At 49.5% G+C, this 22,299-nt stretch carries 23 protein-coding genes; 19 read left to right on the top strand and 4 right to left on the bottom strand.

Annotated features, from left to right (window positions below):
• The first annotated feature begins 19 nt into the window (after positions 1 to 19).
• Genes NST07_RS15635 through NST07_RS15645 form a run of 3 tightly spaced genes read left to right on the top strand, consistent with a single transcriptional unit; the run spans position 20 to position 3,242 of the window.
• On the top strand, positions 20 to 733 hold the full coding sequence (locus tag NST07_RS15635; RefSeq protein WP_341092903.1) for an ABC transporter ATP-binding protein: 714 nt from the start codon (positions 20 to 22) through the stop codon (positions 731 to 733).
• On the top strand, positions 730 to 2,112 hold the full coding sequence (locus NST07_RS15640; protein ID WP_341092905.1) for an ABC transporter permease: 1,383 nt from the start codon (positions 730 to 732) through the stop codon (positions 2,110 to 2,112). Before NST07_RS15635 ends, NST07_RS15640 begins: the two co-directional genes overlap by 4 nt.
• Before the next feature lie 29 nt (positions 2,113 to 2,141).
• Positions 2,142 to 3,242 carry an efflux RND transporter periplasmic adaptor subunit gene (locus NST07_RS15645; protein ID WP_341092907.1) on the top strand — a complete coding sequence of 367 codons (1,101 nt, stop codon included), beginning with the start codon at positions 2,142 to 2,144 and terminating at the stop codon, positions 3,240 to 3,242.
• An 88-nt stretch (positions 3,243 to 3,330) separates the two neighbouring features.
• Here the strand turns inward: NST07_RS15645 and nagZ are convergent, their stop codons facing one another.
• A complete protein-coding gene (gene nagZ / locus NST07_RS15650) occupies positions 3,331 to 4,662 on the bottom strand; it encodes a beta-N-acetylhexosaminidase (RefSeq protein ID WP_341092908.1) in 1,332 nt (443 codons plus the stop codon).
• Positions 4,663 to 4,777: 115 nt separating this feature from the next.
• On the opposite strand from nagZ, the gene NST07_RS15655 reads away from it, so the two are divergent.
• The 8 genes from NST07_RS15655 to NST07_RS15690 all read left to right on the top strand — a co-directional run bounded on the left by NST07_RS15655 (position 4,778) and on the right by NST07_RS15690 (position 11,442).
• Entirely contained in the window at positions 4,778 to 5,281 is a 504-nt protein-coding gene (locus NST07_RS15655; protein WP_038591439.1) for a ferritin, read from the top strand.
• A 326-nt stretch (positions 5,282 to 5,607) separates the two neighbouring features.
• Positions 5,608 to 6,471 (top strand): cation diffusion facilitator family transporter, encoded by an 864-nt coding sequence (locus tag NST07_RS15660; RefSeq protein WP_038591441.1) that lies wholly within the window; start codon positions 5,608 to 5,610, stop codon positions 6,469 to 6,471.
• 221 nt (positions 6,472 to 6,692) lie between these two features.
• Positions 6,693 to 7,601 carry an NUDIX domain-containing protein gene (locus NST07_RS15665; RefSeq protein WP_341092910.1) on the top strand — a complete coding sequence of 303 codons (909 nt, stop codon included), beginning with the start codon at positions 6,693 to 6,695 and terminating at the stop codon, positions 7,599 to 7,601.
• Positions 7,602 to 7,618: 17 nt separating this feature from the next.
• Positions 7,619 to 8,101: an NADAR family protein gene (locus NST07_RS15670; RefSeq protein WP_341092911.1), complete on the top strand. Its 483-nt coding sequence runs from the start codon at positions 7,619 to 7,621 to the stop codon at positions 8,099 to 8,101.
• A 316-nt stretch (positions 8,102 to 8,417) separates the two neighbouring features.
• The gene (locus NST07_RS15675) at positions 8,418 to 9,611 is read left to right on the top strand and encodes a metallophosphoesterase (protein ID WP_341092913.1); all 1,194 of its coding nucleotides are present in this window, start codon (positions 8,418 to 8,420) and stop codon (positions 9,609 to 9,611) included.
• Between the two features lie 115 nt (positions 9,612 to 9,726).
• Positions 9,727 to 9,963 carry a DUF3977 family protein gene (locus NST07_RS15680; protein WP_341092915.1) on the top strand — a complete coding sequence of 79 codons (237 nt, stop codon included), beginning with the start codon at positions 9,727 to 9,729 and terminating at the stop codon, positions 9,961 to 9,963.
• A gap of 84 nt (positions 9,964 to 10,047) precedes the next feature.
• Positions 10,048 to 10,497 (top strand): MarR family transcriptional regulator, encoded by a 450-nt coding sequence (locus tag NST07_RS15685; protein ID WP_341092916.1) that lies wholly within the window; start codon positions 10,048 to 10,050, stop codon positions 10,495 to 10,497.
• A gap of 135 nt (positions 10,498 to 10,632) precedes the next feature.
• Entirely contained in the window at positions 10,633 to 11,442 is an 810-nt protein-coding gene (locus NST07_RS15690; protein WP_341092918.1) for an NAD(P)H-binding protein, read from the top strand.
• Between the two features lie 6 nt (positions 11,443 to 11,448).
• On the opposite strand, the gene NST07_RS15695 is transcribed toward NST07_RS15690, so the two are convergent.
• A complete protein-coding gene (locus NST07_RS15695; RefSeq protein WP_341092919.1) occupies positions 11,449 to 11,880 on the bottom strand; it encodes a hypothetical protein in 432 nt (143 codons plus the stop codon).
• A gap of 202 nt (positions 11,881 to 12,082) precedes the next feature.
• Here NST07_RS15695 and NST07_RS15700 point away from each other — a divergent pair, with 202 nt between their 5' ends.
• The 4 genes from NST07_RS15700 to NST07_RS15715 all read left to right on the top strand — a co-directional run bounded on the left by NST07_RS15700 (position 12,083) and on the right by NST07_RS15715 (position 15,995).
• Positions 12,083 to 12,760: a response regulator transcription factor gene (locus NST07_RS15700; RefSeq protein ID WP_341092920.1), complete on the top strand. Its 678-nt coding sequence runs from the start codon at positions 12,083 to 12,085 to the stop codon at positions 12,758 to 12,760.
• A 59-nt stretch (positions 12,761 to 12,819) separates the two neighbouring features.
• Positions 12,820 to 14,133: a HAMP domain-containing sensor histidine kinase gene (locus tag NST07_RS15705; protein WP_341092922.1), complete on the top strand. Its 1,314-nt coding sequence runs from the start codon at positions 12,820 to 12,822 to the stop codon at positions 14,131 to 14,133.
• Positions 14,134 to 14,223: 90 nt separating this feature from the next.
• Positions 14,224 to 15,321, top strand: a complete 1,098-nt coding sequence (locus NST07_RS15710; RefSeq protein ID WP_341092924.1) for an ABC transporter permease — start codon at positions 14,224 to 14,226, stop codon at positions 15,319 to 15,321.
• Positions 15,318 to 15,995, top strand: coding sequence for an ABC transporter ATP-binding protein (locus NST07_RS15715; RefSeq protein WP_341092925.1), 678 nt, complete (start codon positions 15,318 to 15,320; stop codon positions 15,993 to 15,995). The genes NST07_RS15710 and NST07_RS15715 overlap by 4 nt, the downstream gene beginning before the upstream one ends.
• A gap of 13 nt (positions 15,996 to 16,008) precedes the next feature.
• Here the strand turns inward: NST07_RS15715 and NST07_RS15720 are convergent, their stop codons facing one another.
• Positions 16,009 to 16,914: a LysR family transcriptional regulator gene (locus tag NST07_RS15720; RefSeq protein ID WP_341092927.1), complete on the bottom strand. Its 906-nt coding sequence runs from the start codon at positions 16,912 to 16,914 to the stop codon at positions 16,009 to 16,011.
• Between the two features lie 197 nt (positions 16,915 to 17,111).
• On the opposite strand from NST07_RS15720, the gene NST07_RS15725 reads away from it, so the two are divergent.
• Positions 17,112 to 18,185: a YeiH family protein gene (locus tag NST07_RS15725; protein ID WP_341092929.1), complete on the top strand. Its 1,074-nt coding sequence runs from the start codon at positions 17,112 to 17,114 to the stop codon at positions 18,183 to 18,185.
• A gap of 14 nt (positions 18,186 to 18,199) precedes the next feature.
• Here NST07_RS15725 and NST07_RS15730 read toward each other — a convergent pair whose 3' ends face one another.
• Complete coding sequence (locus NST07_RS15730; protein WP_341092931.1) at positions 18,200 to 19,027, bottom strand: AraC family transcriptional regulator; 828 nt, start codon at positions 19,025 to 19,027, stop codon at positions 18,200 to 18,202.
• A 156-nt stretch (positions 19,028 to 19,183) separates the two neighbouring features.
• Between NST07_RS15730 and NST07_RS15735 the strand changes: the two genes are divergently transcribed.
• The 3 genes from NST07_RS15735 to NST07_RS15745 are packed head-to-tail and all read left to right on the top strand — an operon-like array spanning position 19,184 to position 22,267.
• Entirely contained in the window at positions 19,184 to 20,347 is a 1,164-nt protein-coding gene (locus NST07_RS15735) for a Gfo/Idh/MocA family oxidoreductase (RefSeq protein WP_342481847.1), read from the top strand.
• A 45-nt stretch (positions 20,348 to 20,392) separates the two neighbouring features.
• Entirely contained in the window at positions 20,393 to 21,157 is a 765-nt protein-coding gene (locus NST07_RS15740) for a sugar phosphate isomerase/epimerase (protein WP_341092935.1), read from the top strand.
• Positions 21,158 to 21,172: 15 nt separating this feature from the next.
• Positions 21,173 to 22,267 (top strand): Gfo/Idh/MocA family oxidoreductase, encoded by a 1,095-nt coding sequence (locus NST07_RS15745; protein WP_341092937.1) that lies wholly within the window; start codon positions 21,173 to 21,175, stop codon positions 22,265 to 22,267.
• The last annotated feature ends 32 nt before the right edge of the window (positions 22,268 to 22,299 follow it).

The following is a 22,299-nucleotide window of genomic DNA, read 5'->3' on the forward strand; positions in this document are numbered from 1 at the left end:
GGAAGAAGGAGCAGCTTCTATGTTGCGAGTAGAAAATATCAAGCACTCTTTTAAGACCGGCAACGAATGGACCGCCGTGCTTCACGATATCAGCTTCAATGTAAAGCAGGGTGAAATGGTTGCCCTGCTGGGCAGTTCCGGTTCCGGGAAATCTACAATGCTGAACCTGATGGCCGGTCTTATGAAACCGACTGAAGGCCATATCTTCATTGCGGATCATGATATTGTTAAGATGGGAGAAAACAAGCTTTCCGTGTTTCGCCGCAAGCATATCGGATTTATCTTTCAAGCCTATGAGCTCATTACCAGTCTTACCGTGCGCGAGAATGTGGAGTTGCCGCTTGTGTTCCAGTCCGTCTCGCCATCAATCCGTAAGCAAAAGGCGCTTGCGCTGCTGGAGCAGGTCGGCATACCGGACAAAGCTGATTTATTTCCTTCCCAGCTGTCCGGTGGCCAGCAGCAGCGGGTAAGTATTGCCCGCTCGCTGATTACGGAGCCATCGGTTATCTTCGCGGATGAGCCGACAGGGAATCTGGACTCCAAGACTGAGGAAGAAATCATCGACATCCTGCTCAAGCTCAACCGGACGATGAACACTACTTTTATTGTTGTCACGCATGAACATGAGGTAGCAGAGCAAATGCAGCGCATCTTTTCCCTGCGGGACGGTTATTTAATTACCGAAGAGCAAAAGGCAGCAGAAGCGGAACCTCAAGAGGAGGAGACGCAGTGAAGATCAGAGATATAACCCGTATGGCCTGGGATCAGGTCAAACGGCGCAAGGTGGTTACCGGGCTGTGTATGACCGGACTTTCCATCGGTTGTGCAGCAATCATTGTTGCGCTTAGTGTTGGACAATCCGCACAGAACTATATGACCGAGGAGGTCAATCGCAGTTTTAAAATGGATGAAATTATGGTCTCTCCAGGCGGCGGTATCCCCTCGCATGGCGGCGGAGACAGCAGTAAGGCTCCTGCCGAAACAAACGAGAACCTGAATCCAGGTAAGCTGACGGAGCAGAAGCTTGAGATTATCCGCGGTCTGGATCATGTAGTCGCAGCCGCACCGTTTCAAGATGTCGGCTACATGCAGATTGTCACGGTCGACAACAAAATAGGCGATGCCAGAGTCATTGCAACAGACTTAGAGATGCTGAATAAGTACGGCCATACCTTCAAACAGGGAGGAGGCTCAAATCTCCCGGGTATGACTGTGCTGAATTATGGGGCAACACTTGGCCTGATTGACAATGAAACCCGTATGAAGCTCTATGAGCGTCTTTCGGCAGATCCTTTTAACCAGGAATTAAATGCTCAATACACCAGTATGAGCCTGCTCCCTTCAGAAATGTATAGGCAGCAGCTTCAGATACAGGCGCAGGACTATAGCAGCGCTTCAGGAGCCATCAAGCTCAGCTCACCGCTGCAAGTAGGGGGGATCCTGGCTAAACCGACGGGAACTAGTGATGAACGTGCTTCTTATGACAAGATTATGTATATCTCTCAGGATACTGCGGTTCAACTCGGGAAAGAGCTTGCTTTTGACAATATGTCGGTCATTAATGTGCCTGAGGAAGGTAATTACACCTCAGTGACGGTTAAGGTGGACGACGTTGACAACATTAAGCAGGTAGAACAGATGATTCAGAAGCTGTCTTTAACCACCAGCAACAATCTATATCAGATGGATCAGCTTAAAGAGCAATTTGATACAATCAAAATGGCAGCGCTTGGAATAGGTGTTTTTATTCTAGTCATTGCTTCCATTTCCATTATTGTTGCCATGACCATGTCCACCCATCAGCGTAGACGGCAGATTGGGATTATGAAGGTGCTGGGCGCGAATATGGGGCAGATCCGCAATATGTTTATCACGGAAGCTGCACTGCTCGGGCTTTTGGGCGGACTATTGGGTGTCCTCTTTTCTTACTTGATCGTATACGGTCTCAACAGGCTTGTGGGTACAGCTGGTGATGGTATACATTTCATTATTCCGGAAACGAACCTTCCTATCGGACTTGTATTTGCTATTATGACAGGTGTGCTGTCGGGGATCTATCCGGCGATCAGCGCTTCAAGAACAGATGCGCTTACTGCTATTAAGCGGGACTAGCTATTTTTAAATTGAAAGGACGCCGAACAATGAAGAGGATAATTAAAAAGACTCTGAAATGGGTCATTATTGCGGCCATCGTGGGTGTAGGGGGATATTTACTGTTCACCAAAGTGATCAAAAAAGAAGAACCTCAGATGGTTATGGAGCCTACGCAAGCGATCAGCTTTCCGGTTACTCAGGAGACCATAACGAGTACTGTTCAGGTGAAGGGGAAATCACAGTATCAAGAGGAGACTCTGGTCTACGCTCCTTACGCTTCAAAGGTTACAGCGTGGAAGGTGGAGAACGCCGGCCAGGTGAAAAAGGGAGATGTGCTATTCACTCTGGACCAAAGCACATTGCAAAACGAAATTGCCACCACAGAGGCTGCCATTCGCAAAGCGCAGCTGGAGGGGGAACTGAATTCATTCGTCAGCCAACAGGACGCGGAAACTGCAGCTCCAATCGGAACTGAAGCAGAGCGGCTCAAAGCGCTGGCAGCCCAGGAAACGGCCCGAATGAATGAGGAATTGAATAAGGTCAACGCAGGCATTCAAGAGCGGGAGCTGGCGGACAAAAGGAATAAGCTCAAATCGGCGGTCTATCATGCGCCTGCAACTGGCATTTTCCTGTATGACAGCAGTAAAGAACGGCCGCAGATGGTGACGGACAATCAGTACATCGGCAAGATTGTTGATCTCAGCAAGCTTGAATTTATTGCACAGGTCGGGGAACAGGACATCTTCCGCATCAAGAAGGGCATGAAGGTTAAAGTCAAGATGACTGCAATGAAGAATCTTACGCTTAAAGGTGAAGTGACAGAGGTATCGAAATTCGCCACTACAACCAGCGGGCAGAACTCAGCAGCAAGCCAGTTGCCGCAATTTGAGGTGGTTATTTCTCTCCAGCCGGATGAACATTTAATCGGCGGCCTCAGCCTTAGCGGCGAAATTGAGACGTTGCGTAAAGAGAAAGCCACGGTAGTCTCCAGCATCGCTGTTATGCATGAAGGAGATCTGGCATATGTAATGCTGGATAAAGGAAACGAACAGTATGTACGGCAGGAAATCAAGGTCGGATTGGAAACTACGGACAAGACGGAAGTTATTTCTGGTCTAAAGCCCGGGGATAAAGTAGTTATTCAGTAGTACAAATAACGGGCAGTCTGTTGATATAACAACAGGCTGCCCGTTTAGCTTGTTGAAGGCTGTTGAGAGTGTCTCAACAGCCTTTTTGTTACTTGTTAAGCGAACTTCGCCAGCTTGTGATATTCTGGTTGAGCTTCATCAGATCGGGTACGGCTGTCCGCTGGTCGGTCAGACGGTATTTATCCTTCAGTGCAAGAATGCGGTAGACACTCTCATCAATTCGTGACTCCTCGAGGATGCCGCTTTTAACACTGTCCAGCAGCGCTTTCCGAACCGCTTGCTCATTCCCGTATTCATGGGCGACAAGAAGGATATCACTGCCCGCCTGTACGGTATCGACAGCTGCGGCAGCCAGCGTGTAGTGCCCGGTGATGGCGCCCATGGTGAGGTCATCGGTAATAACCACTCCCTGAAAGCCCATCTCTTCACGCAGCAAGTCTCCGATAATGGCCCTGGACAAAGAAGCAGGCTTATCAGCATCAAGCTCTGGAAAAAGAATGTGCGCAACCATTACCGCATCCGCATTCTCCTGAATGGCTGCCTCGAACGGCTGCCATTCCAGTTTGGCCAGCTCCGCAGCAGTTTTGTTCACGACCGGCAGTTCCAGATGGGAGTCGACGGATGTGTCGCCATGCCCGGGGAAATGTTTAACAACCGGCACAACGCCTTCACTGGCGATTCCTTTCATCTCAGCAATTCCTAATCTGCTGACGAGGTCCGCAGTGTTTCCGAAGGAACGGTCGCCGATTACAGGATTATCGGGATTGCTGTTTATATCCAGCACAGGGGCAAAATCCATATTAAACCCGGCTGACAGCAGCTCTCTGGCGAGCAGCTTGCCCATCGTTCCGGCAGCACTGGAATTGTTGGCTGCGCCAACGCTCCCGTTTGACGGAATTGCGGCATATTCATCAGGCATGCGGCTGACCTTGCCGCCCTCCTGATCTACGCTCATGAACAGCGGAACCGGATTCTCCGCGTTGCTCTTCTTCAGGTCATTGATCAGGCTGACCATGCCCTTCAGGTTACTGATGTTGTCTTTATACAGGATAATTCCGCCGACCTTGTCTTCGGCAATCATCCTTTTTGCCTGGGTATCTAGCTCGGTGCCGTCAATGCCGACCAGGAGCATTTGCCCGATTTTCTCCTCCAGTGTCATATTTGCCAATTTGCCATCAATTGTATCGCTGCCGCTGGCCGCTGATTGCATTGGTGTCGCTGTTGCTGTTGCTGTTGCAGCCGCTGTTGCGGAAGGTGCTGCGGTTATGTAGTCCGTGGGAGAAATATTTCCTGTCTGCATATTGGCGCTTCCTGCGCATCCGCTGATGGCAAGCAAGACGGTAAGTACGGCAGTCACAGGAAAGAGTCTGCTCCAGTCTCGCGGGGTGAAGTGCCGGTATTTCAGCCAAATCATTTTCATTCGCAATTAATCTTCCTTTCGTTTGCCGATTCACTGGCATGGATGATAAGATGGAGGAGAATTTACATAAAGCTTGTTTCAAGCAAATTACTCTAAAGGACGAGGTGAGGGACCCATGAAGGAAGAATTAATGAATACATTGAATGAGCAGATGAATTTTGAATTTTATTCTGCTCACGTTTACCTGGCGATGGCTGCTTATTGTTCAGGTGAAAGTCTGGACGGTTTCGCCAACTTTTTTCTGGTACAGGCCGAAGAAGAGCGGTTTCATGCCATGAAAATTTACAAATTCCTTAATGACCGCGACTATCGCGCTACGCTAGCTGCCTTACCGGAGCCGAAGAACGAATATACATCCATGCTGGATGCCTTTGAGCATGCCTATGCCCATGAACAGCAGAATACACGGAAATTCTACCATCTGGCCGACCTGGCACTGGATGCACGTGAGCACGCGACCATCTACTTCCTCAAGTGGTTCATTGATGAGCAGGTGGAGGAAGAGGCGTTGTTCAGCAATATTATCGCCAAGCTAAAACGGATTGAATCCGATAGTAACGCTTTCTACATGCTGGACGCCGAGTTTGCGGCGCGTTCATTTACTCCGCCGGCAGAATAAATGCTTATTGTAAGAGTAGCAGCTCTACCATAGTTTAGCAGAAAAGGGATCTGTCTTATAGGACAGGTCCTTTTTTGTGTTTACCCTGTGAGGTGTGAGAGCCCGCAAAGCCTTTCTGTATAAGAGAATAAATCCGCTTCCCGACACCAATCACTGTCAGATGTTGAACTAGGGCAAACAATGTTGCGCATTGCAAAACACTTCCTGCTTCCCAACTATATTTGGCAGGGTTAACTAATGCGCCGCCCGGCAACACTGTTTCTCTAGACCCACCCGGATGTCAGCGTGTAGTATAGAACAATACTATTGTTTGGAGGTTCTTTTTTTTGGAAAACTACAGCGACATTAAACAAAGTGAAAAAGGGGCCTGGCTCAGTTTATTTGCCTACATTCTTTTATCCGCCGTCAAATTGTTCATCGCAAGTGTCTCGGGTTCCCAAGCTCTGCTTGCAGACGGATTGAACAATAGTACGGACATCATTGCGTCACTCGCCATCCTGACAGGTCTTAAGATTTCCCGGAGACCTCCTGATTCCAATCACAGCTACGGGCATTTCAGAGCGGAGACGGTAGCCGCATTGATTGCTTCATTCATTATGATTGCTGTAGGGTTGCAGGTTCTGTATCAGGGTGTTAACAAATTTGTCCAACCGGTGCTGGAAACGCCAGATCTTATCGCTGCCTGGACGGCTGCGGGTTGTGCGTTGGTGATGCTGGCCGTTTACGCGTACAATATCAAGCTTGCCCGTGAACTCAAAAGCAATGCCATGCAAGCGGTAGCTCAGGATAACCGTTCGGATGCGCTCGTAAGCATAGGCGCTTTTATAGGGATTATCGGTTCTCAGTTTGGAATTCCCTGGCTGGATCCGCTGACTGCGACGATTGTCGGGCTTCTGATCTGCAAGACAGCCTGGGATATTTTCCGCAAGGCTAGCCATGATTTAACGGACGGCTTTGACGCAAGCGAACTGGAGCTGATGAAGCAAACCGTTGCCCAAATCGATGGCGTAGAGTCTATAAAAGATATTAAAGCACGTATTCATGGCAACAATGTGCTGGTGGATACAACAGTGTTGGTGAACTCGAAGCTGAACGTGGTGCAGAGTCATGATATTACGGAAGAAATTGAAGACCAATTGAAGGACCGCCACCAGGTTTCCAATGTGCTTGTACATATAGAGCCGCTGTAAATATAGAATGGATACCAAAGTCTGATATGCCCGGCGAAAGCCTGTGCAGTCAGGCTTTTTTTGCAATATAGCCTACGGGCAGGATCCTCATTCTAGCGTATTGCAATTTTCTGCATCAACTCTCTAATGCTTGACTAATACGTCTTGTATATGTATATAATAACATTATGATATTAACAAAAAGATAATAATTAAATCCGCAGCTGCAAAGGAGTTTGGCGATGTCAAAACAACCGGTCACTGACCGCAACGGTATAACCGAGGAACAATTCCTAAAAACATATGATGCCGGAATGTATGAACGTCCATCCGTGACGGTCGACATGCTGATTTTTACCGTGATGGAACGGGAACAGGATAATTACCGGAAGCTTTCTGAGAAATCACTGCAGCTGCTGCTGATTCAACGGGGCGAACATCCTTATTTGGGAAAATGGGCGTTGCCTGGCGGTTTTGTCGGTATAGATGAAAGCCTGGATGAAGCAGCACGCCGGGAATTGTTCACAGAAACGAATATAGACAATATCTATATGGAACAGCTGTATACCTGGGGCGAGGTGCAGCGCGATCCGCGGATGCGGGTCATCAGCTGTTCCTATATGGCTTTGGTTGATCGGACTGCGCTGAATGTGCAGGCGGGGGATGATGCGGCGGATGCTGCCTGGTTCGAGCTAGCACATGAGATCCTCCAAGTCAGCCGGAGAGAGCTGGAACAAGGATATGAGCTGGACCAATTTATCAAGATCACTCTGCAAAGTGATAAGGCGACTTTATCAGGAGTGGTCAAAATTACCGAATCCGTTCAAGGCCATGTCAGCAAAATCCAACGTGAGATCGTGGAGAGTGAAGGCTTAGCTTTTGACCATTTGATGATGGTTCAATATGCGATCGAACGCCTGCGCGGCAAGGTTGAATATACGGATATTATTTTTAATCTGATGCCGCCCCTGTTCACTTTGTCGGAGCTTCAGCGTGTCTATGAGATCATTCTGGGCAAAGAGCTGCTGGCCGCCGCCTTCCGCCGGAAGATTGCTGACCGTGTGATGGAAACTGAGGATTTCACCAGAGATGCCGGACACCGGCCCTCTAAGCTGTACCGATATAACATGAACCGGGGTTCCAATCAATGAGATGAGGAGAGAGCAAGATGGAGAAATTCACCTATTTTTACCGCAGCGGCTCACCATTCTCACAATGGTATCCCTGCCGTTTCACGGTGGGAGAGCTTCACTTTAATAGCACTGAGCAGTACATGATGTACAGTAAGGCACAATTATTTAAGGATGAAGAGCTGGGATTGAGAATCTTGCGGGCCACAACTCCCCGAGAGCAGAAGGCATTGGGGCGTCAGGTGAGAGGTTTCGACAAAACCATTTGGGAACAACACTGCAAAGAGATTGTCTATCAAGGAAACTGGGAGAAGTTTATTCAGAACGAGGACCTGCTGCAAGCGCTGCTGGATACTAAAGGAACCACGCTGGTAGAGGCCAGTCCGACGGACCGGATCTGGGGTGTGGGTTTAACGGAAGAGGATCCGAGGATACGAAGAAGAACTACCTGGCGCGGCACCAACTGGCTGGGGGAAATCCTGACGAATCTTCGCGAGGAGTTTACCCGTTCTACTATGTAATCGTTAAATAGATTACCAGTACAAGCAGACCAAAAGTTGCCATCCAGGACAGCGGGTGATTGGGATTTAACCCCCAGCCGAGCCCTGATGATTTCGGAACAAATTTACCTGTAAATGCTGAGATAAGTATTGATCATATGTTGAGAAATTGCAATAACTTCTGTGCGGCATTTTGGCAATGAGAGCAGTTGATGTCAGGAGGCAGACCCTCTCATTTATTACAATGCTCCGGCACAGTTTATACTCGGCTAATACTTTATGATATGATTTGAGTTAGAACGTATAGATATGAGCTGTACGCTAAAGGAGTGGTTGAATGAAAATACTGCGCATGCTGTTTTCCGGAGCTGGAGTGCTGCTAGTATTGGGATTGGTTAATTTCTACATCGGTCTTCATCTCTGGGTTCTGCTGGAGAATTGGCTGCCGGGTATTCCAGCAGGTGCCTACTGGACGGTGTTTATGGTTATTGCTTTTGCCTATATGATCGGAATGGTGCCATGGCCAAAGGCTGTGAAACCGGCAGCCAGATTCTTCAAAGTGATCGGGTCCTATTATTTGGCCTGCATGGAGTTTGCAGTAATTGTGCTGCCGTTGACAGATCTGCTCTACTGGGTGCTGGGACTGATGGGGGTTAACCGTTCGGCATTTACTTATGAAGCAGGAGCGACGCTGGTTCTGTTGCTGGCCATCTTCCTCATCTGGGGTTCACGGAATGCCTGGAGCACTATTGTACGCACTCATCCGATCAAAATTGAAAAATCCATTGGAACAAGTACACCCCTTACGGTAGCCGTTGCTTCGGATTTGCATCTGGGGAATATTGTAGGCAACCGTCATTTGCGCAAAATGGTCTCCGAGATCAACAACATGAAGCCGGATATCATTCTGCTGGCTGGAGATGTGCTGGATGACAGTATCGAGCCGTTTATCCGCAATGGAATGAGTGAACAGTTAAAGCTGCTTAAAGCCCGTCATGGCGTATATGCCGTATTGGGAAATCATGAATATTACGGCGGCTCGATCAAAGAGTATACTGAGCTGATGGATAGCATAGGTATCAAAGTTCTGCAGGACGAAGTCGTGGAAACTGCGGGCGTCTATATTGTCGGCCGGAAAGATAAAACCGCGGAAGCTATGGAGGCTGGCGGCAGACTTAGTGTCTCTTCGTTGCTGGAAGGTCTGGATCTCTCCCGTCCTGTAATCATGATGGACCATCAGCCTACCGGTTTTGATCTTGCTGCAAAGGCAGGGGTGGATATCCTCTTATCCGGACATACACACCGCGGACAGATTGCGCCTAATCACTGGATTACCAAACGCCTCTTTGAGCTGGATTGGGGCTATCTGCTTAAGGAGAAAATGCATGTAATCGTCTCCTCCGGCTATGGCACCTGGGGGCCGCCGATCCGTCTGGCCAGCCGCTCCGAGCTGATCAAGCTGGAAGTTTTACTGGAGGGCAGCAAACAGTACAGTGAGGAACCGCTGTCTTCACAGACAGTGCTCATTTAAGCTGTACATGATTTTAATGCGGGACGGTAAAGCTAAAGCTCAACATATATAGAATAACCCCTGTGGCTTCAATGGATTAGCTGCGGGGGTTAATCATATCCAAGGAGTGTTAGTCTTGAAATACATAGAATTTGGAATCGGCAACCGGTGGATAGTCAGAACGGAAACAGAATTTGAGGATGGAACGGAGACGGAGCAGCAGGGGATTATCCGGCCGATCCATTTCCATTCGCTGTACCTGAGGATATGGATAGGGAAGACTGTATTCGTTGCCGATCTTAAAGAAGGCTGCAAAAAAGCAAGGAAGAGCAGAAGCAAAATCAAAATAGTTATCGGAATCAGCAGCTATTAGAACTGTTATAGGATTGACAGATGCGGTAAATTCACGTAGATTGAAGTAGTTAAGTTATTAACTATATGGAGCTGAGCGGAATTTATGGACGATCTACAAAGATATGTAATAGAGCAGCCGCTATATACGGAGGCATTCTTCACATTGGTTGAAGTAACTTCAAATGTCGTAGCGGTATCCGAGAAATACTGGCAGAATCAGGGTTTGAACGGAGCGCGTATCCGTGTTCTGGTGGAAATCGCCAAGCATGGCGGAATTATACTGCCTTCGGTGCTTGCCGAGAAAATCGGCGTGACCAAAGCCAATATCAGCCTGCTGCTTTTGCCGCTGGAGAAGGACGGATTGATCAGCCGGGCAAGCCATGCTACGGACGGCCGGAAATCGGTCATTTCTATCACAGGTAGCGGACGTGCACTGCTGAAGGAGCATCTTCCGGAGAACCGTCAGGCGGTTGCCGAAGTCATGAAGCGGCTGGATGAAGAGGAACTGCTGGAGTTGATGTCATTGCTGCACAAACTGAACCGCTCTATATAAATTTGGAGGTATAAAGCACCGGTGAAACTCTCATCTTAACATTCAATCCGATAGGAGAAGTAAGTAACAGCTTTTTTTGCTTATATAGTTAATAGCTTAACCAAATTCCATGAACCATAGAGAGGGTGCAAACCGATGAAGACTATGATAACGGGAGCAACTGGCCAATTAGGACGCCTGATTATTGAAAATCTGCTGCAACGAATGCCACGGGAGCTGATTGTTGCAGGTGGCCGCCATCCGGACAAAGTTATAGAAATACAACGTCAAGGAATAGAAATACGTTATGCCGATTATGATGTCCCTGAAGGGCTGGAAGCTGCATTCCATGATATATCCCAACTGCTGCTAATTTCAAGCTCACACACGGATGACGGCATTCGCCTTGCCCAGCACAAACGGGTTATTGAAGCAGCAGTCAAAGCAGGAGTTTCGCATATCCTCTATACCGGCTTTGCCTTCCCGCAGCAACGGGGTAATGTTGCTTCCGGCAATGTCCATACGCTTACAGAGCGGGTGATTCTGGATTCCGGGCTAGAGTACACCTTTCTCCGCAATGCATTATATATTGATTTCGTGAATGTGCTTGGTTTAAAAGAAGCTATCCGCAGCGGTGAGCTGATTACACATCCGGGGGACTTTCGGTTCAACTCCGTTTCACGCGATGATTTGGCCCTGGCTACAGCCGCTGTTCTTGCCGGCTCCGGGCACAGCAATCGGATTTATGAGCTGGCTGCACCACATACGTGGAGCTTCAATGATCTCGCAGCAACGCTGACATCGCTGGCAGGCAAGCCGGTAACACATCGGGAGGATGCCAGCGTTCAGCACTGGATTTATTCTTTTCTGAAGAAGATTGATACTGTCTCGACCTCGAATGACCTGGAGCAATTAATGGGGCGGAGCATCACTTCGCTGGAGGACAGTCTAGTGCCTTTTGTTTAGTCTATATTATTTTTCCAATGGATATATCTCATAATGCTTCCCGTCACTGGGAGCCATGGCTCCTGGAACTCCCCATACACTCTGGTGGATATTGTCTGCATCTACTACGGAATAGATATATATCCAGTCTTTTTCGTTGCTGAAGCGAACCTCCAGGTGATAAGGGTTGTATTGTCTTCCTGCTTGCCGGCTAATTTCCCACACTTCACTAGGGTATTTCACCTCTAAATATTGGTTAAGTTGTTCTGTTTTTTTTGATACCTGATAATCAAGCCAATAGGGACGAACTGCAAAAAACACAAGCAATAGTACAGTTATCGAACCTGCAGTAATTAAACTGATCTTCCTAATCTTATCTGGTAAAAGCAATGCTATAACAAATATAACAATGACAAAAATAATTGAGGCTGTGATTTCCATTGCTGTTATTGGATGCAAGAAAAGCCCTCCTCTTATGATCAAGCTAAATATTCATGTAGCCCCTAAAGTTTTAATAGTGCCTTAATATTAACATGCGGTGTGACGATTTTCAGTAATTTAGAACATAATGAAAGCCAGCTTGCCGGACTCCCGGTTGTCTTAACGGAGCAATGTTGCTACTATGGTGACAGCTAAGAAGGGATATGGGAGAGGTGTTCAGATGAAAAAAATATTGGTTGCCGATGATGATCTAAATATCCGTACACTGCTGCGGCATGTATTGACCCGGGAAGGGTATCTGGTCGTTGAAGCAGGCGATGGCCGGGAAGCAGTAGGGCTGATGAAGGAGAGCACGGTGGATCTTGCCGTCGTGGATGTAATGATGCCGCAGATGGACGGGCTGGAGCTGTGCCAATACATACGCGAAACGTACGACATTCCGATTATTCTCCTGACGGCGCGGCAGCAGCTCAGCGATAAGGAGCAGGGCTATTTGCGGGGGACAGATGATTATGTGACCAAGCCGTTTGAGCCAGAGGAGCTGCTATTCCGCATCAAAGCGCTGTTCCGCCGCTATTCGATAGCCTCCGATGACAAGATCCGCCTCAACTCGCTCGTGATCGACCGCAAAAATTATGAAATCAGTAGCGGGAACGATGTGCTGCTGCTGCCAGTGAAGGAATTTGAGCTGCTGGCGCAGCTAGCGCAGTATCCGGGGCGTCTGTTCTCGCGCAGCGAGCTGATTGAGCTGGTATGGGGAGCGGATTACGAGGGCGACGAACGGACAGTGGATGTGCATATCAAACGTCTGCGCCAGCGGTTTGCTGACTATCAAGAGGATTTTGTGATCCGCACGGTGCGCGGAATCGGTTATAAAGTGGAGATGGTGAACGCATGAAGTCGCTTTATGTACGGATGAGTGTGCTGTTTTGCTCAATTATATTGATAAGCAGTTTTATGGGGTTTTTCGCATCCAACTTCTATTATCAGGTCAAGATCAAACCACAGAACGATGCCAAACTCACGAAAATGGCGATAGGTTTGCAGCAGTTTGTCCAGGACCATCCCGATGCGGTCGGAGAATATCTGCTAAGTACGGCATCCCTGGGGTATAAATTATACTTGTCCAATGGTCAGGGCGACGAGAGGTTTTATGGCTTGCCTTTCCGCAAAAATGATCTAGGCGAGGATGTGCTGCAAAACGTGCTTGCCGGAGAGGTCTACCATGGAGTGGCGGAGTTTCCGAGCCAGGCGTTTGTAACCGGTTTTTTTGATAATCAGCTCAGCAACTCGATAGGATTGCCGGTGCATATCAACGGCCAGACCTATGCCCTGTTTATGCGTCCGGATGCCGAGGTGCAGTTTGGGGAGCTGCGGATCTTTTTTGCCGTGTTGCTTGGGGTTAGTATTCTGTTCAGCCTGTGGTTTGTCCTCGTTACCGTGCTGCATGTGGTTAAACCGATTACGAGGCTGACTGCCGCAACGAAAAGGATTTCCAAAGGGAGGTACGACATCCGGCTCAATACCCGGCGGCGGGATGAAATCGGCCAGCTGGCCTCCCATTTTATGATCATGAGCCAGGAGCTGGAGCGGACGAACCGGGCGCGTCAGGAGTTTGTCGCCAATGTCTCGCATGAGATCGAATCGCCGCTGACCTCCATTCAGGGCTTTGCCCATGCGCTTAAAGATTCTGCATTGCCGGAGAACCAGCGACTGGAGTACCTCTCCATTATTGACGGGGAGAGCCGCCGCCTCTCGATGCTCAGCAAACAGCTGCTCACCCTGTCTTCTCTGGATTATGACGAGAATGCACTGCAGAAGAAGAGCTTCGATCTTCGTGCGCAGCTGCGCCAGGTCGTGCAGATTATGGAGTGGAGACTTACGGAGAAGGAGCTGGCGGTTCGTCTGCATTTGGAGGATATAACACTTCAGGGGGATACGAATCTGCTCTATCAGGTGTGGATGAACCTGCTGTCCAACGCGATCAAATATACACCCTCAGGTGGAACCATCACCCTATCCGCGGAAGCCACCGGGGGCAGCTGTAAAGTTACAGTGGCGGATACCGGGGAAGGAATATCAGCCGCAGAGCTGCCGATGATCTTCGACCGTTTCTACAAAGTGGACAAGGCGCGTACCCGTGACAGCAACAGCAGCGGGCTTGGACTGTCTATCGCGAAGAAAATCATCGAAACGCACGGCGGCACGATTGAAGCATCAAGCACGGTCGGTACAGGCACTGCCTTCACCGTGAAACTGCCGCTTCTGTAATTGTTTATTCATACTCCGTTCATTTTCATCCTCTACACTGTGTTTATACAGAGCAGAGGGAGTGGTTTTATGTTTTTAGCTTTAAGGGAAATGAGGCATTCCAAAGCACGTTACAGCCTTATCATGGTCATCATGCTGCTGGTCTCCTTTCTTGTCCTGTTCGTTACCGGGCTGGCCAGAGGACTTGCCTATGCCAATATTTCAGCAGTGGAGAATATGCCGGCTAACTATTTTGTCGTCCAGGGCGACGCCGATCATGCCTTCAGACGTTCTCAATTAAGTGATGCCGAGCTAATTGCGGCACGTTCAGTTGTGGGCGAAGATAAAGCAACACCGCTTGCGGTCCAGACGAGCACGGTTACATCGGACAATGGGGAAGCGAAGGCGGACATTACTTTTTTTGCCGTAGATATGAATGGTATGCTTGCTCCTAAGGTGGTGCAGGGAACCGGGATATCGAATGAAGCCGGGGGCAGCGCAGTTGTGGACTCCCAGCTTGCACAGTCGGGAATTACCCTAGGAAGCACCATCGTTGATCAGGCTTCAGGGATGTCCTGGAAAGTATCCGGAATTGTGGACGATAGTTCGTACAGTCATACCCCGGTTGTCTATATCAATAATCTGGACTGGCAGGAAATGAAGCAAGGGGCACGGCAGGAGAAGGCTGATTCACAGTCTATGCCTTACAATGTGGTAGCACTCAGCGCATCTTCTGCACAAGCTGATGAAATTACTGCCAAACTGGACAATGTGGAGGTCATCACGCAAAAACAGGCGATCTCTAGCGTACCCGGATATTCGGCAGAGCAGAATTCTCTCATGATGATGATTGTATTCCTGTTTGTCATCGCAGGCGTTGTACTTGCCGTGTTCTTCTATGTGATCACGATTCAGAAGACTAGCCAGTTCGGTATCCTGAAGGCCATGGGCACCAAAATGTCCTATCTTGCCTGGAGTGTGGTAGGGCAGGTAATGATACTGTCCGTGGCCAGTCTGGTAATAAGCCTGCTGCTGACCTTTGGTATAAATAAGGGGCTGCCGGACTCGATGCCGTTTCAGTTGGAGAGCTCGACGATTATTTTAACCAGCGTGTTGTTTATCGGCATGTCTCTGCTGGGATCACTTATTTCTGTAGCAAGAGTTGCTAAGGTAGATGCATTGGAAGCGATAGGGAGGGCTGGAGCATGAGTGCCAAATTAATCATGAAGCAAGTGACCAAAACGTATGGGGACGGAGACAGCACGATGTCGGTCTTGAAGAATCTTGATCTGACGGTCAATGATGGTGAATTTGTAGCGGTTCTGGGTCCTTCGGGCTCCGGAAAAAGCACCTTTCTCTCGGCGGCCGGTGCATTGCTGACACCAACAAGCGGGGAAATCCTTATCGACGGGGAGCCCCTGGGCAATAAGGGCAAGAGCGAACTAACCGAGCTGCGGCTGCAAAAAATCGGCTTTATGTTTCAAAGCGCACAGCTGTTGCCTTATTTAAAGGTTGAGGAACAGCTGCTCTATGTAGCCAAGTTGGCAAAGCTCAGCACCAAAGAGGCCAAAGTGCGGGCTGCGTATTTACTCAAACGGTTAGGCATTTGGGAGCGCCGCAACCACTATCCCGAGCAGCTGTCCGGCGGAGAGAAGCAGCGGGTGGCGATTGCCAGGGCCTGGATGAACAAGCCGGCGATTCTGTTCGCAGATGAGCCTACTGCAAGCCTTGATTATGAGCGCGGCAAGGAAGTGGTGCGGATGATTGCTGATGAAGTGAAGAGTGAGGGGAAAGCGGCAGTCATGGTAACCCACGATGAACGGATGCTGGAATGGTGTGACCGCGTGCTGCATCTGGAGGATGGAGTACTGGTTGAGTCTTAAGTTTCTATGAGAATTAGACTGGCGGTTTACGGTCTGGATTAACCGGTGCAAGCAGCTTCTCGATAAAGACGGTTATGGCCATGGTAGCAGCGTTTTCTTTGCGGCTGATGATTGAGAAATTTCTCTCCAGCAGCTGATGCCTGATCCGCAGCTCGCTGATTTCGCCCCGGGCGAGCTCTTTGCGCACAATCCATCTCGAGAGCATGGCGATTCCTAATCCAGCAGAAACGGCTTCCTTAATCCCCTGGCTGCTGTTGAATATATAAGACCGCTTATGGGAGATTTGGGCATGCTGCAGAAAATGATCGCTGAAGGCACGGGTGCCGGAGCCAGGCTCCCGCAGCACCCATACCTGATTCTGGAGCATGTCTTTATCTACGGCATTTGCGGCCGAGAGGGGATGGCTACATGGAGCTACAATGATCATTTCATCCTTCATATAGGGAATCACGGACAGCTCATGGTCCGACGTTTCGCCTTCAATGAACCCGATATCAAGGATGTTCGATTTAATGGCGGCAATAATCTCCTCGGTATTGTGAATCGTGACCTGCAGATTCACCTGCGGGTATTGATTGGCGAACCCGGCAATTCTGCCAGGCAGGATGTACTCTCCAATCGTAAAGCTGGCCCCGATATGAATACTCCCCGTGACTTCATCGCGCAGCAGTTGGATTTCCCTGCCTGCTTCTTCATAATGCGAGAGGATCTGCTTCACATGTTTATAGAGAATAGCTCCTGCTTCTGTCAGCCGGACTTCCTTCGGGGAACGGTGAAGCAGCTTGGTTCCCAGTTCATTTTCCAGGTTGCGGATATGCAGACTCACACCGGGCTGGGAGAGGTTCAACAGCTCCCCTGCACGGGAGAAATGGCGCTGCTCAGCTACGGTTGCAAATACACGCAATGCATCTACGATCATAATTATACCTCATTATTAGCCTTGGAATTCTTTGCGTATGGCCGTTTGTTATCCATTTTAACATATTTATTATCATCAATCATAAGTTTTTGTAATGATAGAAATAGCAAAGACGTATTTCACTTCCCTGCTGGCTGCCCTTATAGTGAGATTACAAGGTAGCAACGTAATTGAACACAAACAGGGAGTGGTTTGAGATGAATCATGCACATCAGCTTCAGCGCTTGAACGATAAATACAGCGGATTTTTTCTAGGAATCCTGCTTACAGGACTACTGGCCATAGCGGCCAGATATTTGGCGCTGCTGCCTTACCTGGGCATCATGGGCCAGCTGGTAATTGCCATTCTGTTAGGAGTTCTGCTTCGTACAGCAGGATGGGTACCGCAGCAGGCGGTGCCGGGCATCAGCTTTTCCAGCAAGAGATTGCTCAGAGCAGGGATCATCCTGCTCGGGATGAGATTGAACCTGTTTCAACTTGTGCAGGCCGGTCCCAAGGTGTTGGCGATTGCCGTGATTAACATTGTATTTACTTTATTCACCGTTTATGGACTCTGCAAATGGATGAAAATTGATAGGACACTTGGACTGCTGACCGCTTGCGGAACTGCCATATGCGGAGCGGCAGCCGTTGCGGCAATCTCTCCTGAGCTTAAGGCCTCGGACAATGAGACCGCAATAAGTGCGGCAATTGTAGCTGTGCTGGGGACGATATTTACGCTGGTGTATACGTTGATTTACCCGGTGTTGTCCCTTAGTCCAGAAGGATATGGGATATTTGCCGGAGCCACTCTTCATGAAGTAGCGCATGTGATCGCCGCTGCCGCTCCCATCGGTGAAAAGGCAGCAGACCTTGCGGTGATCGTGAAGCTGACCCGGGTAGCGATGCTTGTTCCGGTTGCACTGGCTATCGGAGTCTGGGAAGCCTATAGACAGCGTAAAACAGAGAGGGAATTTAGGGGGCAAATGGCGGCTGTACAGCCTGCACATTCCAAAATTCAGTGGAGGAAACTTCCGGTTCCCTGGTTTATCGGCGGTTTTTTGCTGATGAGCGGCGTAAATACGCTGGGAATCATCCCTGAGCAATGGGCGGCTGATCTGATTATCCTGGCTTATATGCTGTTGGCCATGGCGATGGCGGGACTCGGGCTTGGTGTGGATATCAAGACCTTTGCCCTAATGGGTCAAAAGCCGCTGCTGGCTGGCTTAATCGGCTCGTTACTGCTCTCGGGACTTGGATTTCTGCTGGTTCATGTCCTTGGACTCGCATAGTCCGGTTCTCCCCTCTACCTAGTGCTGTTCCGGTAAGCAGAGGGAGATACTCCGGTAGATTTCTTGAAATATTTCGAGAAATGGGCCAGCTCCATACCCACCTGCGCAGCGATATCGGAAATGCTGGAAGTGGAGTAAGAAAGCTGTCGTTTGGCCAGCTCCATCCGCTTGAGCTGCACATAATGCATGGGCGGAACCCCCATGTATTTCTTGAAATAGGGGATGAAATAGTTCGGATGCAGATGAACCAGCTCGGCCAGCTCCTCTACCTCCATAGGCTGCGTTAGGCGCTGTTCAATGTATTGCAGGACGTTCGCTAGCTGTCTTTGACCATTGGTATGAGCCAGCTCACCCATGAAATCGGAATATCCGCCGTCCTCCAGGCAGAGTGCCAGCAGATGAAGTAGTGCGGCTTGATTCCGCATGGTGGAGAGCAGGTTCTCTTCCGGAAACCGTGTTATCATCTCTGTGAAAATCTCTCGAATGGCATCCGGCTCCGCAACATCGCATATGTACAGCTTGTTGCCTGTATGAAACAAGGGCCATTCTCCGATATGGGCATCAAAATGACAAAAATACCGCTTATAGGGATTGTCAGGGGAGGTTTCTGTAGTTTGCGTCGAGCCTGCCGGCATGATCATCAATTGGCCGGGGCGCGGATAATGGGCTTGCCCGTTCAGGATCACCTTACCCTCGCCGCCATCAATGAAATAAAGCCTGTTAAAGGATGGCGTCTCATTCAAGCGGTTCCATCCGGGGTATCTGCTGCTTAAGTGGGCATGGGTAACGGTGACGGTCAGATTCTGCAGTAACGCTCCTGTAAGGTTGCCGGATTGATTCATCATATAACTCCTTTAATGTGTAATAAATCCAGTATACCGCTTTCATTTAACTAAAACATCTTAATTATGTACAAAAAAACCTTAATTCCGGTCATGTTCACTGTCTGGAAATAGGGTTATTCTCATATCATAACTCACATAGGAGTGATTCATAGGATGAAGAAGGTTCGTTATGGAATTATTGGAGTTGGAAATATGGGCCGGGCCCATGCGCTCGATCTGATTCATCAAGTAAAAGGAGCTGAGCTGGCGGCTGTCTGTGATACAAGCCCCGAACGCCTGGAGTGGGCAGCAGAGCACTTGCCTGATACGGTGCTCAGGTTCAGCACACCTGCTCAATTATTTGCCTCCAAAAGTATTGATGCCATATTAATCTCCACTCCGCATTATGATCATCCGCCGCTTGCGATCGAGGCGCTGAAGCACGGCTATCATGTATTAATTGAAAAACCCGCCGGTGTATATACGAAAGCCGTGCAGGAGATGAACGAAGCCGCTGTGCAAAGTGACCGCAAATTCGGCATTATGTACAACCAGCGGACCAACCCGCTCTATCAAAAGCTGAGAGAGCTGATTCAGTCCGGTGAGCTGGGTGAGATTCGCCGCACCAACTGGATCATTACTGACTGGTATCGTTCGCAGAGCTATTACAACTCCGGGGGCTGGCGGGCTACATGGGCTGGAGAAGGCGGCGGTGTGCTGCTGAACCAGGACCCGCATCAGCTGGATCTTTGGCAATGGACAACCGGAATGATGCCGAAGCGTGTGCGTGCATTCTGCCAGTTTGGCAAGTACCGCAATATTGAGGTAGAAGATGATGTAACCGCTTATGTCGAGTATGAGAACGGAGCAACAGGCCTGTTCATCACCACTACCGGGGAGGCGCCGGGAACCAACCGCTTTGAAATCAATGGGGATAACGGAAAAATCGTCGTGGAGAACGGCAAGTTGACCTTCTGGCGTCTGCGCATCCCAGAACCGAAGTTTAATGCCGAATTTGCCGAAGGCTTCGGAAGACCCGAATGCTGGAAATGTGAGATTCCGGTTCCAGAGGGCGGAGGAGAACAGCACAAGGGAATCTTGCGCAACTTCACCAATGCCATTCTGCATGACGAACCGCTGCTTGCTCCCGGGGAAGAGGGGATTCACGGCCTGACACTTTCGAATGCAATGTACTTGTCCGCTTGGACTGACAATTGGGTCGATCTTCCAATTGATAGTGATTTGTTTCATGAGAAGGTCATGGAACGGGTGGAGAGCTCTACCTTCCGGAAGGAAGCCGCAGAGCAGCGGGCGTTTGACGTAAAAGGCACTCATTAATGTAATTATAGGATAGACAAACTTAATAAGGGGTGAATTGCTCACATGCAACGTTCAACAATAGCCGCACAAATGTACACGCTACGTGATTTTACCAAGACCGCAGAGGATTTAAGGGCAGCTTTCCAGAAGCTGAAAGTGATGGGTTATCAAGCTGTGCAGATTTCCGGAATTGGTCCGATTGATCCGCAGCTGGTCAAACAATACGCGGATGAAGCTGGGCTGACCATCTGCGCGACCCATGTGCCGTGGAACCGGCTGGTGAATGACCTGGACGCATTGGCTGCAGAACATAAGCTGTGGAATTGCAAATACATCGGCCTTGGCGGACTGCCGGGAGAATATCAGAGCAGCCAGGAGGGCTATCGGACATTTGCCAAACTTGCCTCCGGGATTGCGCGGACCCTGAAGGAGGAGCATGGCCTGCAATTCGTTTATCATAATCATGATTTTGAGTTCGAACGGGTTGACGGGGTTACGGGTATGGAAGTGCTGCTGCAGGAATCCGATCCCGAGGTGTTCGGCTTTGAACTGGATATGTATTGGGTTCAGGCCGGGGGAGCCAATCCTGTGGACTGGGTTCACAAGGTAAAGGGCCGGATGCAGGTCATGCATCTAAAGGATATGGCTATCATCTCCAGGGGACAGGTTTTTGCTGAGATCGGTGAAGGAAACATGAATTATGAAGCTATTATTGAGGCCGGCCGTGAAACAGGTGTGGAATGGTTTGTTGTTGAGCAGGATGTCTGCCGCCGCGATCCTTTCGAGAGTCTGGAAATCAGCCTCAAATACCTGATTTCGAAGCTGTGACCGGGAGGGTTGAAGATGAGCAGAAAAGATGGAATGATGTATGCACCTACTCATGAAGCTAGACCGGTTGTAATACCGGGTGAATTTATGATCGCTGCGATGGCGCTGGATCACGGTCATATCTATGGGATGTGTAATGGTCTGGTCGAAGCAGGCGCCCGGTTGAAATGGGTCTTTGATCCCGATCCGGAGAAGGTAAAAACCTTTGTCAGCACTTATCCTGGTGTTCAAGCCGCACGCACCGCCGAAGAAATTCTTGAGGATCCCGAGGTCCGGCTCATTGCAGCGGCCGCGGTTCCTTCCGAGAGAGGGGCGCTCGGACTCAAGGTGATGGCACACGGGAAGGATTATTTCACTGACAAAACGCCATTTACCGCAATGGAACAGCTGGAAGCAGCACGGACTCAGACTGCATTCACGCGGCAGAAGTATATGACTTATTTCAGCGAAAGATTGCATGTGGAGAGTGCGGTGTATGCCGGACAGCTGATTCGGCAGGGAGTGATCGGCCGTGTGCTTCAGATCATCGGAATGGGCCCTCACCGCTTGAGCGCATCAAGCCGTCCGGATTGGTTCTTCCAGCGGGACAAATATGGCGGTATCCTCTGCGACATCGGCAGTCACCAGATTGAACAATTCCTGTATTATGCGGATTGCCGCGATGCCAAGGTACTGCACAGCAAGGTTGCCAACTACAACAATTCTGCTTACCCTGAGCTGGAGGATTTCGGCGATGCAACACTTGTCGGCGACAACGGAGCGACGCAATATTTCCGTGTCGACTGGTTCACACCGGACGGACTGGGCACCTGGGGTGACGGCCGAACGATCATTATGGGAACGGAAGGGTATATCGAGCTGCGCAAATACAGCGATATTGCCCGCTCCAACACAACGGATCATGTCTATTGGGCAGACCGTCAAGGAGAGCATTATGAGCATGTTGCCGGCAAAATCGGCTTTCCGTTCTTTGGTGAGCTGATACTGGATTGCTTGCAACGGACGGAATTCGCTATGACCCAGCAGCATGTCTTCAAAGCGGCGGAGCTATGCCTGGAAGCTCAGGCCCAAGCGGTAAATCTTACGCCCGAGACACTCATAAAGGCTTGATAGGAACGGAAATAAAATTGGAAGGTGCACAA

It is taken from the genome of Paenibacillus sp. FSL L8-0340 (assembly GCF_038593145.1).
Taxonomy (GTDB): domain Bacteria; phylum Bacillota; class Bacilli; order Paenibacillales; family Paenibacillaceae; genus Paenibacillus_AQ.

Bases quoted from the DNA above. Each gene is read 5' to 3' on its own strand.
- NST07_RS15635 (WP_341092903.1), top strand. From the start codon at position 20: ATGTTGCGAGTAGAAAATATCAAGCACTCTTTTAAGACCGGCAACGAA.
- NST07_RS15675 (WP_341092913.1), top strand. From the start codon at position 8,418: ATGAAAATACTGCGCATGCTGTTTTCCGGAGCTGGAGTGCTGCTAGTA.
- nagZ (WP_341092908.1), bottom strand. From the start codon at position 4,662: ATGAAAATGATTTGGCTGAAATACCGGCACTTCACCCCGCGAGACTGG.
- NST07_RS15690 (WP_341092918.1), top strand. From the start codon at position 10,633: ATGAAGACTATGATAACGGGAGCAACTGGCCAATTAGGACGCCTGATT.
- NST07_RS15740 (WP_341092935.1), top strand. From the start codon at position 20,393: ATGCAACGTTCAACAATAGCCGCACAAATGTACACGCTACGTGATTTT.
- NST07_RS15730 (WP_341092931.1), bottom strand. From the start codon at position 19,027: ATGAATCAATCCGGCAACCTTACAGGAGCGTTACTGCAGAATCTGACC.
- NST07_RS15745 (WP_341092937.1), top strand. From the start codon at position 21,173: ATGAGCAGAAAAGATGGAATGATGTATGCACCTACTCATGAAGCTAGA.
- NST07_RS15665 (WP_341092910.1), top strand. From the start codon at position 6,693: ATGTCAAAACAACCGGTCACTGACCGCAACGGTATAACCGAGGAACAA.
- NST07_RS15735 (WP_342481847.1), top strand. From the start codon at position 19,184: ATGAAGAAGGTTCGTTATGGAATTATTGGAGTTGGAAATATGGGCCGG.
- NST07_RS15670 (WP_341092911.1), top strand. From the start codon at position 7,619: ATGGAGAAATTCACCTATTTTTACCGCAGCGGCTCACCATTCTCACAA.
- NST07_RS15645 (WP_341092907.1), top strand. From the start codon at position 2,142: ATGAAGAGGATAATTAAAAAGACTCTGAAATGGGTCATTATTGCGGCC.
- NST07_RS15705 (WP_341092922.1), top strand. From the start codon at position 12,820: ATGGGGTTTTTCGCATCCAACTTCTATTATCAGGTCAAGATCAAACCA.
- NST07_RS15715 (WP_341092925.1), top strand. From the start codon at position 15,318: ATGAGTGCCAAATTAATCATGAAGCAAGTGACCAAAACGTATGGGGAC.
- NST07_RS15685 (WP_341092916.1), top strand. From the start codon at position 10,048: ATGGACGATCTACAAAGATATGTAATAGAGCAGCCGCTATATACGGAG.
- NST07_RS15725 (WP_341092929.1), top strand. From the start codon at position 17,112: ATGAATCATGCACATCAGCTTCAGCGCTTGAACGATAAATACAGCGGA.
- NST07_RS15655 (WP_038591439.1), top strand. From the start codon at position 4,778: ATGAAGGAAGAATTAATGAATACATTGAATGAGCAGATGAATTTTGAA.
- NST07_RS15700 (WP_341092920.1), top strand. From the start codon at position 12,083: ATGAAAAAAATATTGGTTGCCGATGATGATCTAAATATCCGTACACTG.
- NST07_RS15710 (WP_341092924.1), top strand. From the start codon at position 14,224: ATGAGGCATTCCAAAGCACGTTACAGCCTTATCATGGTCATCATGCTG.
- NST07_RS15720 (WP_341092927.1), bottom strand. From the start codon at position 16,914: ATGATCGTAGATGCATTGCGTGTATTTGCAACCGTAGCTGAGCAGCGC.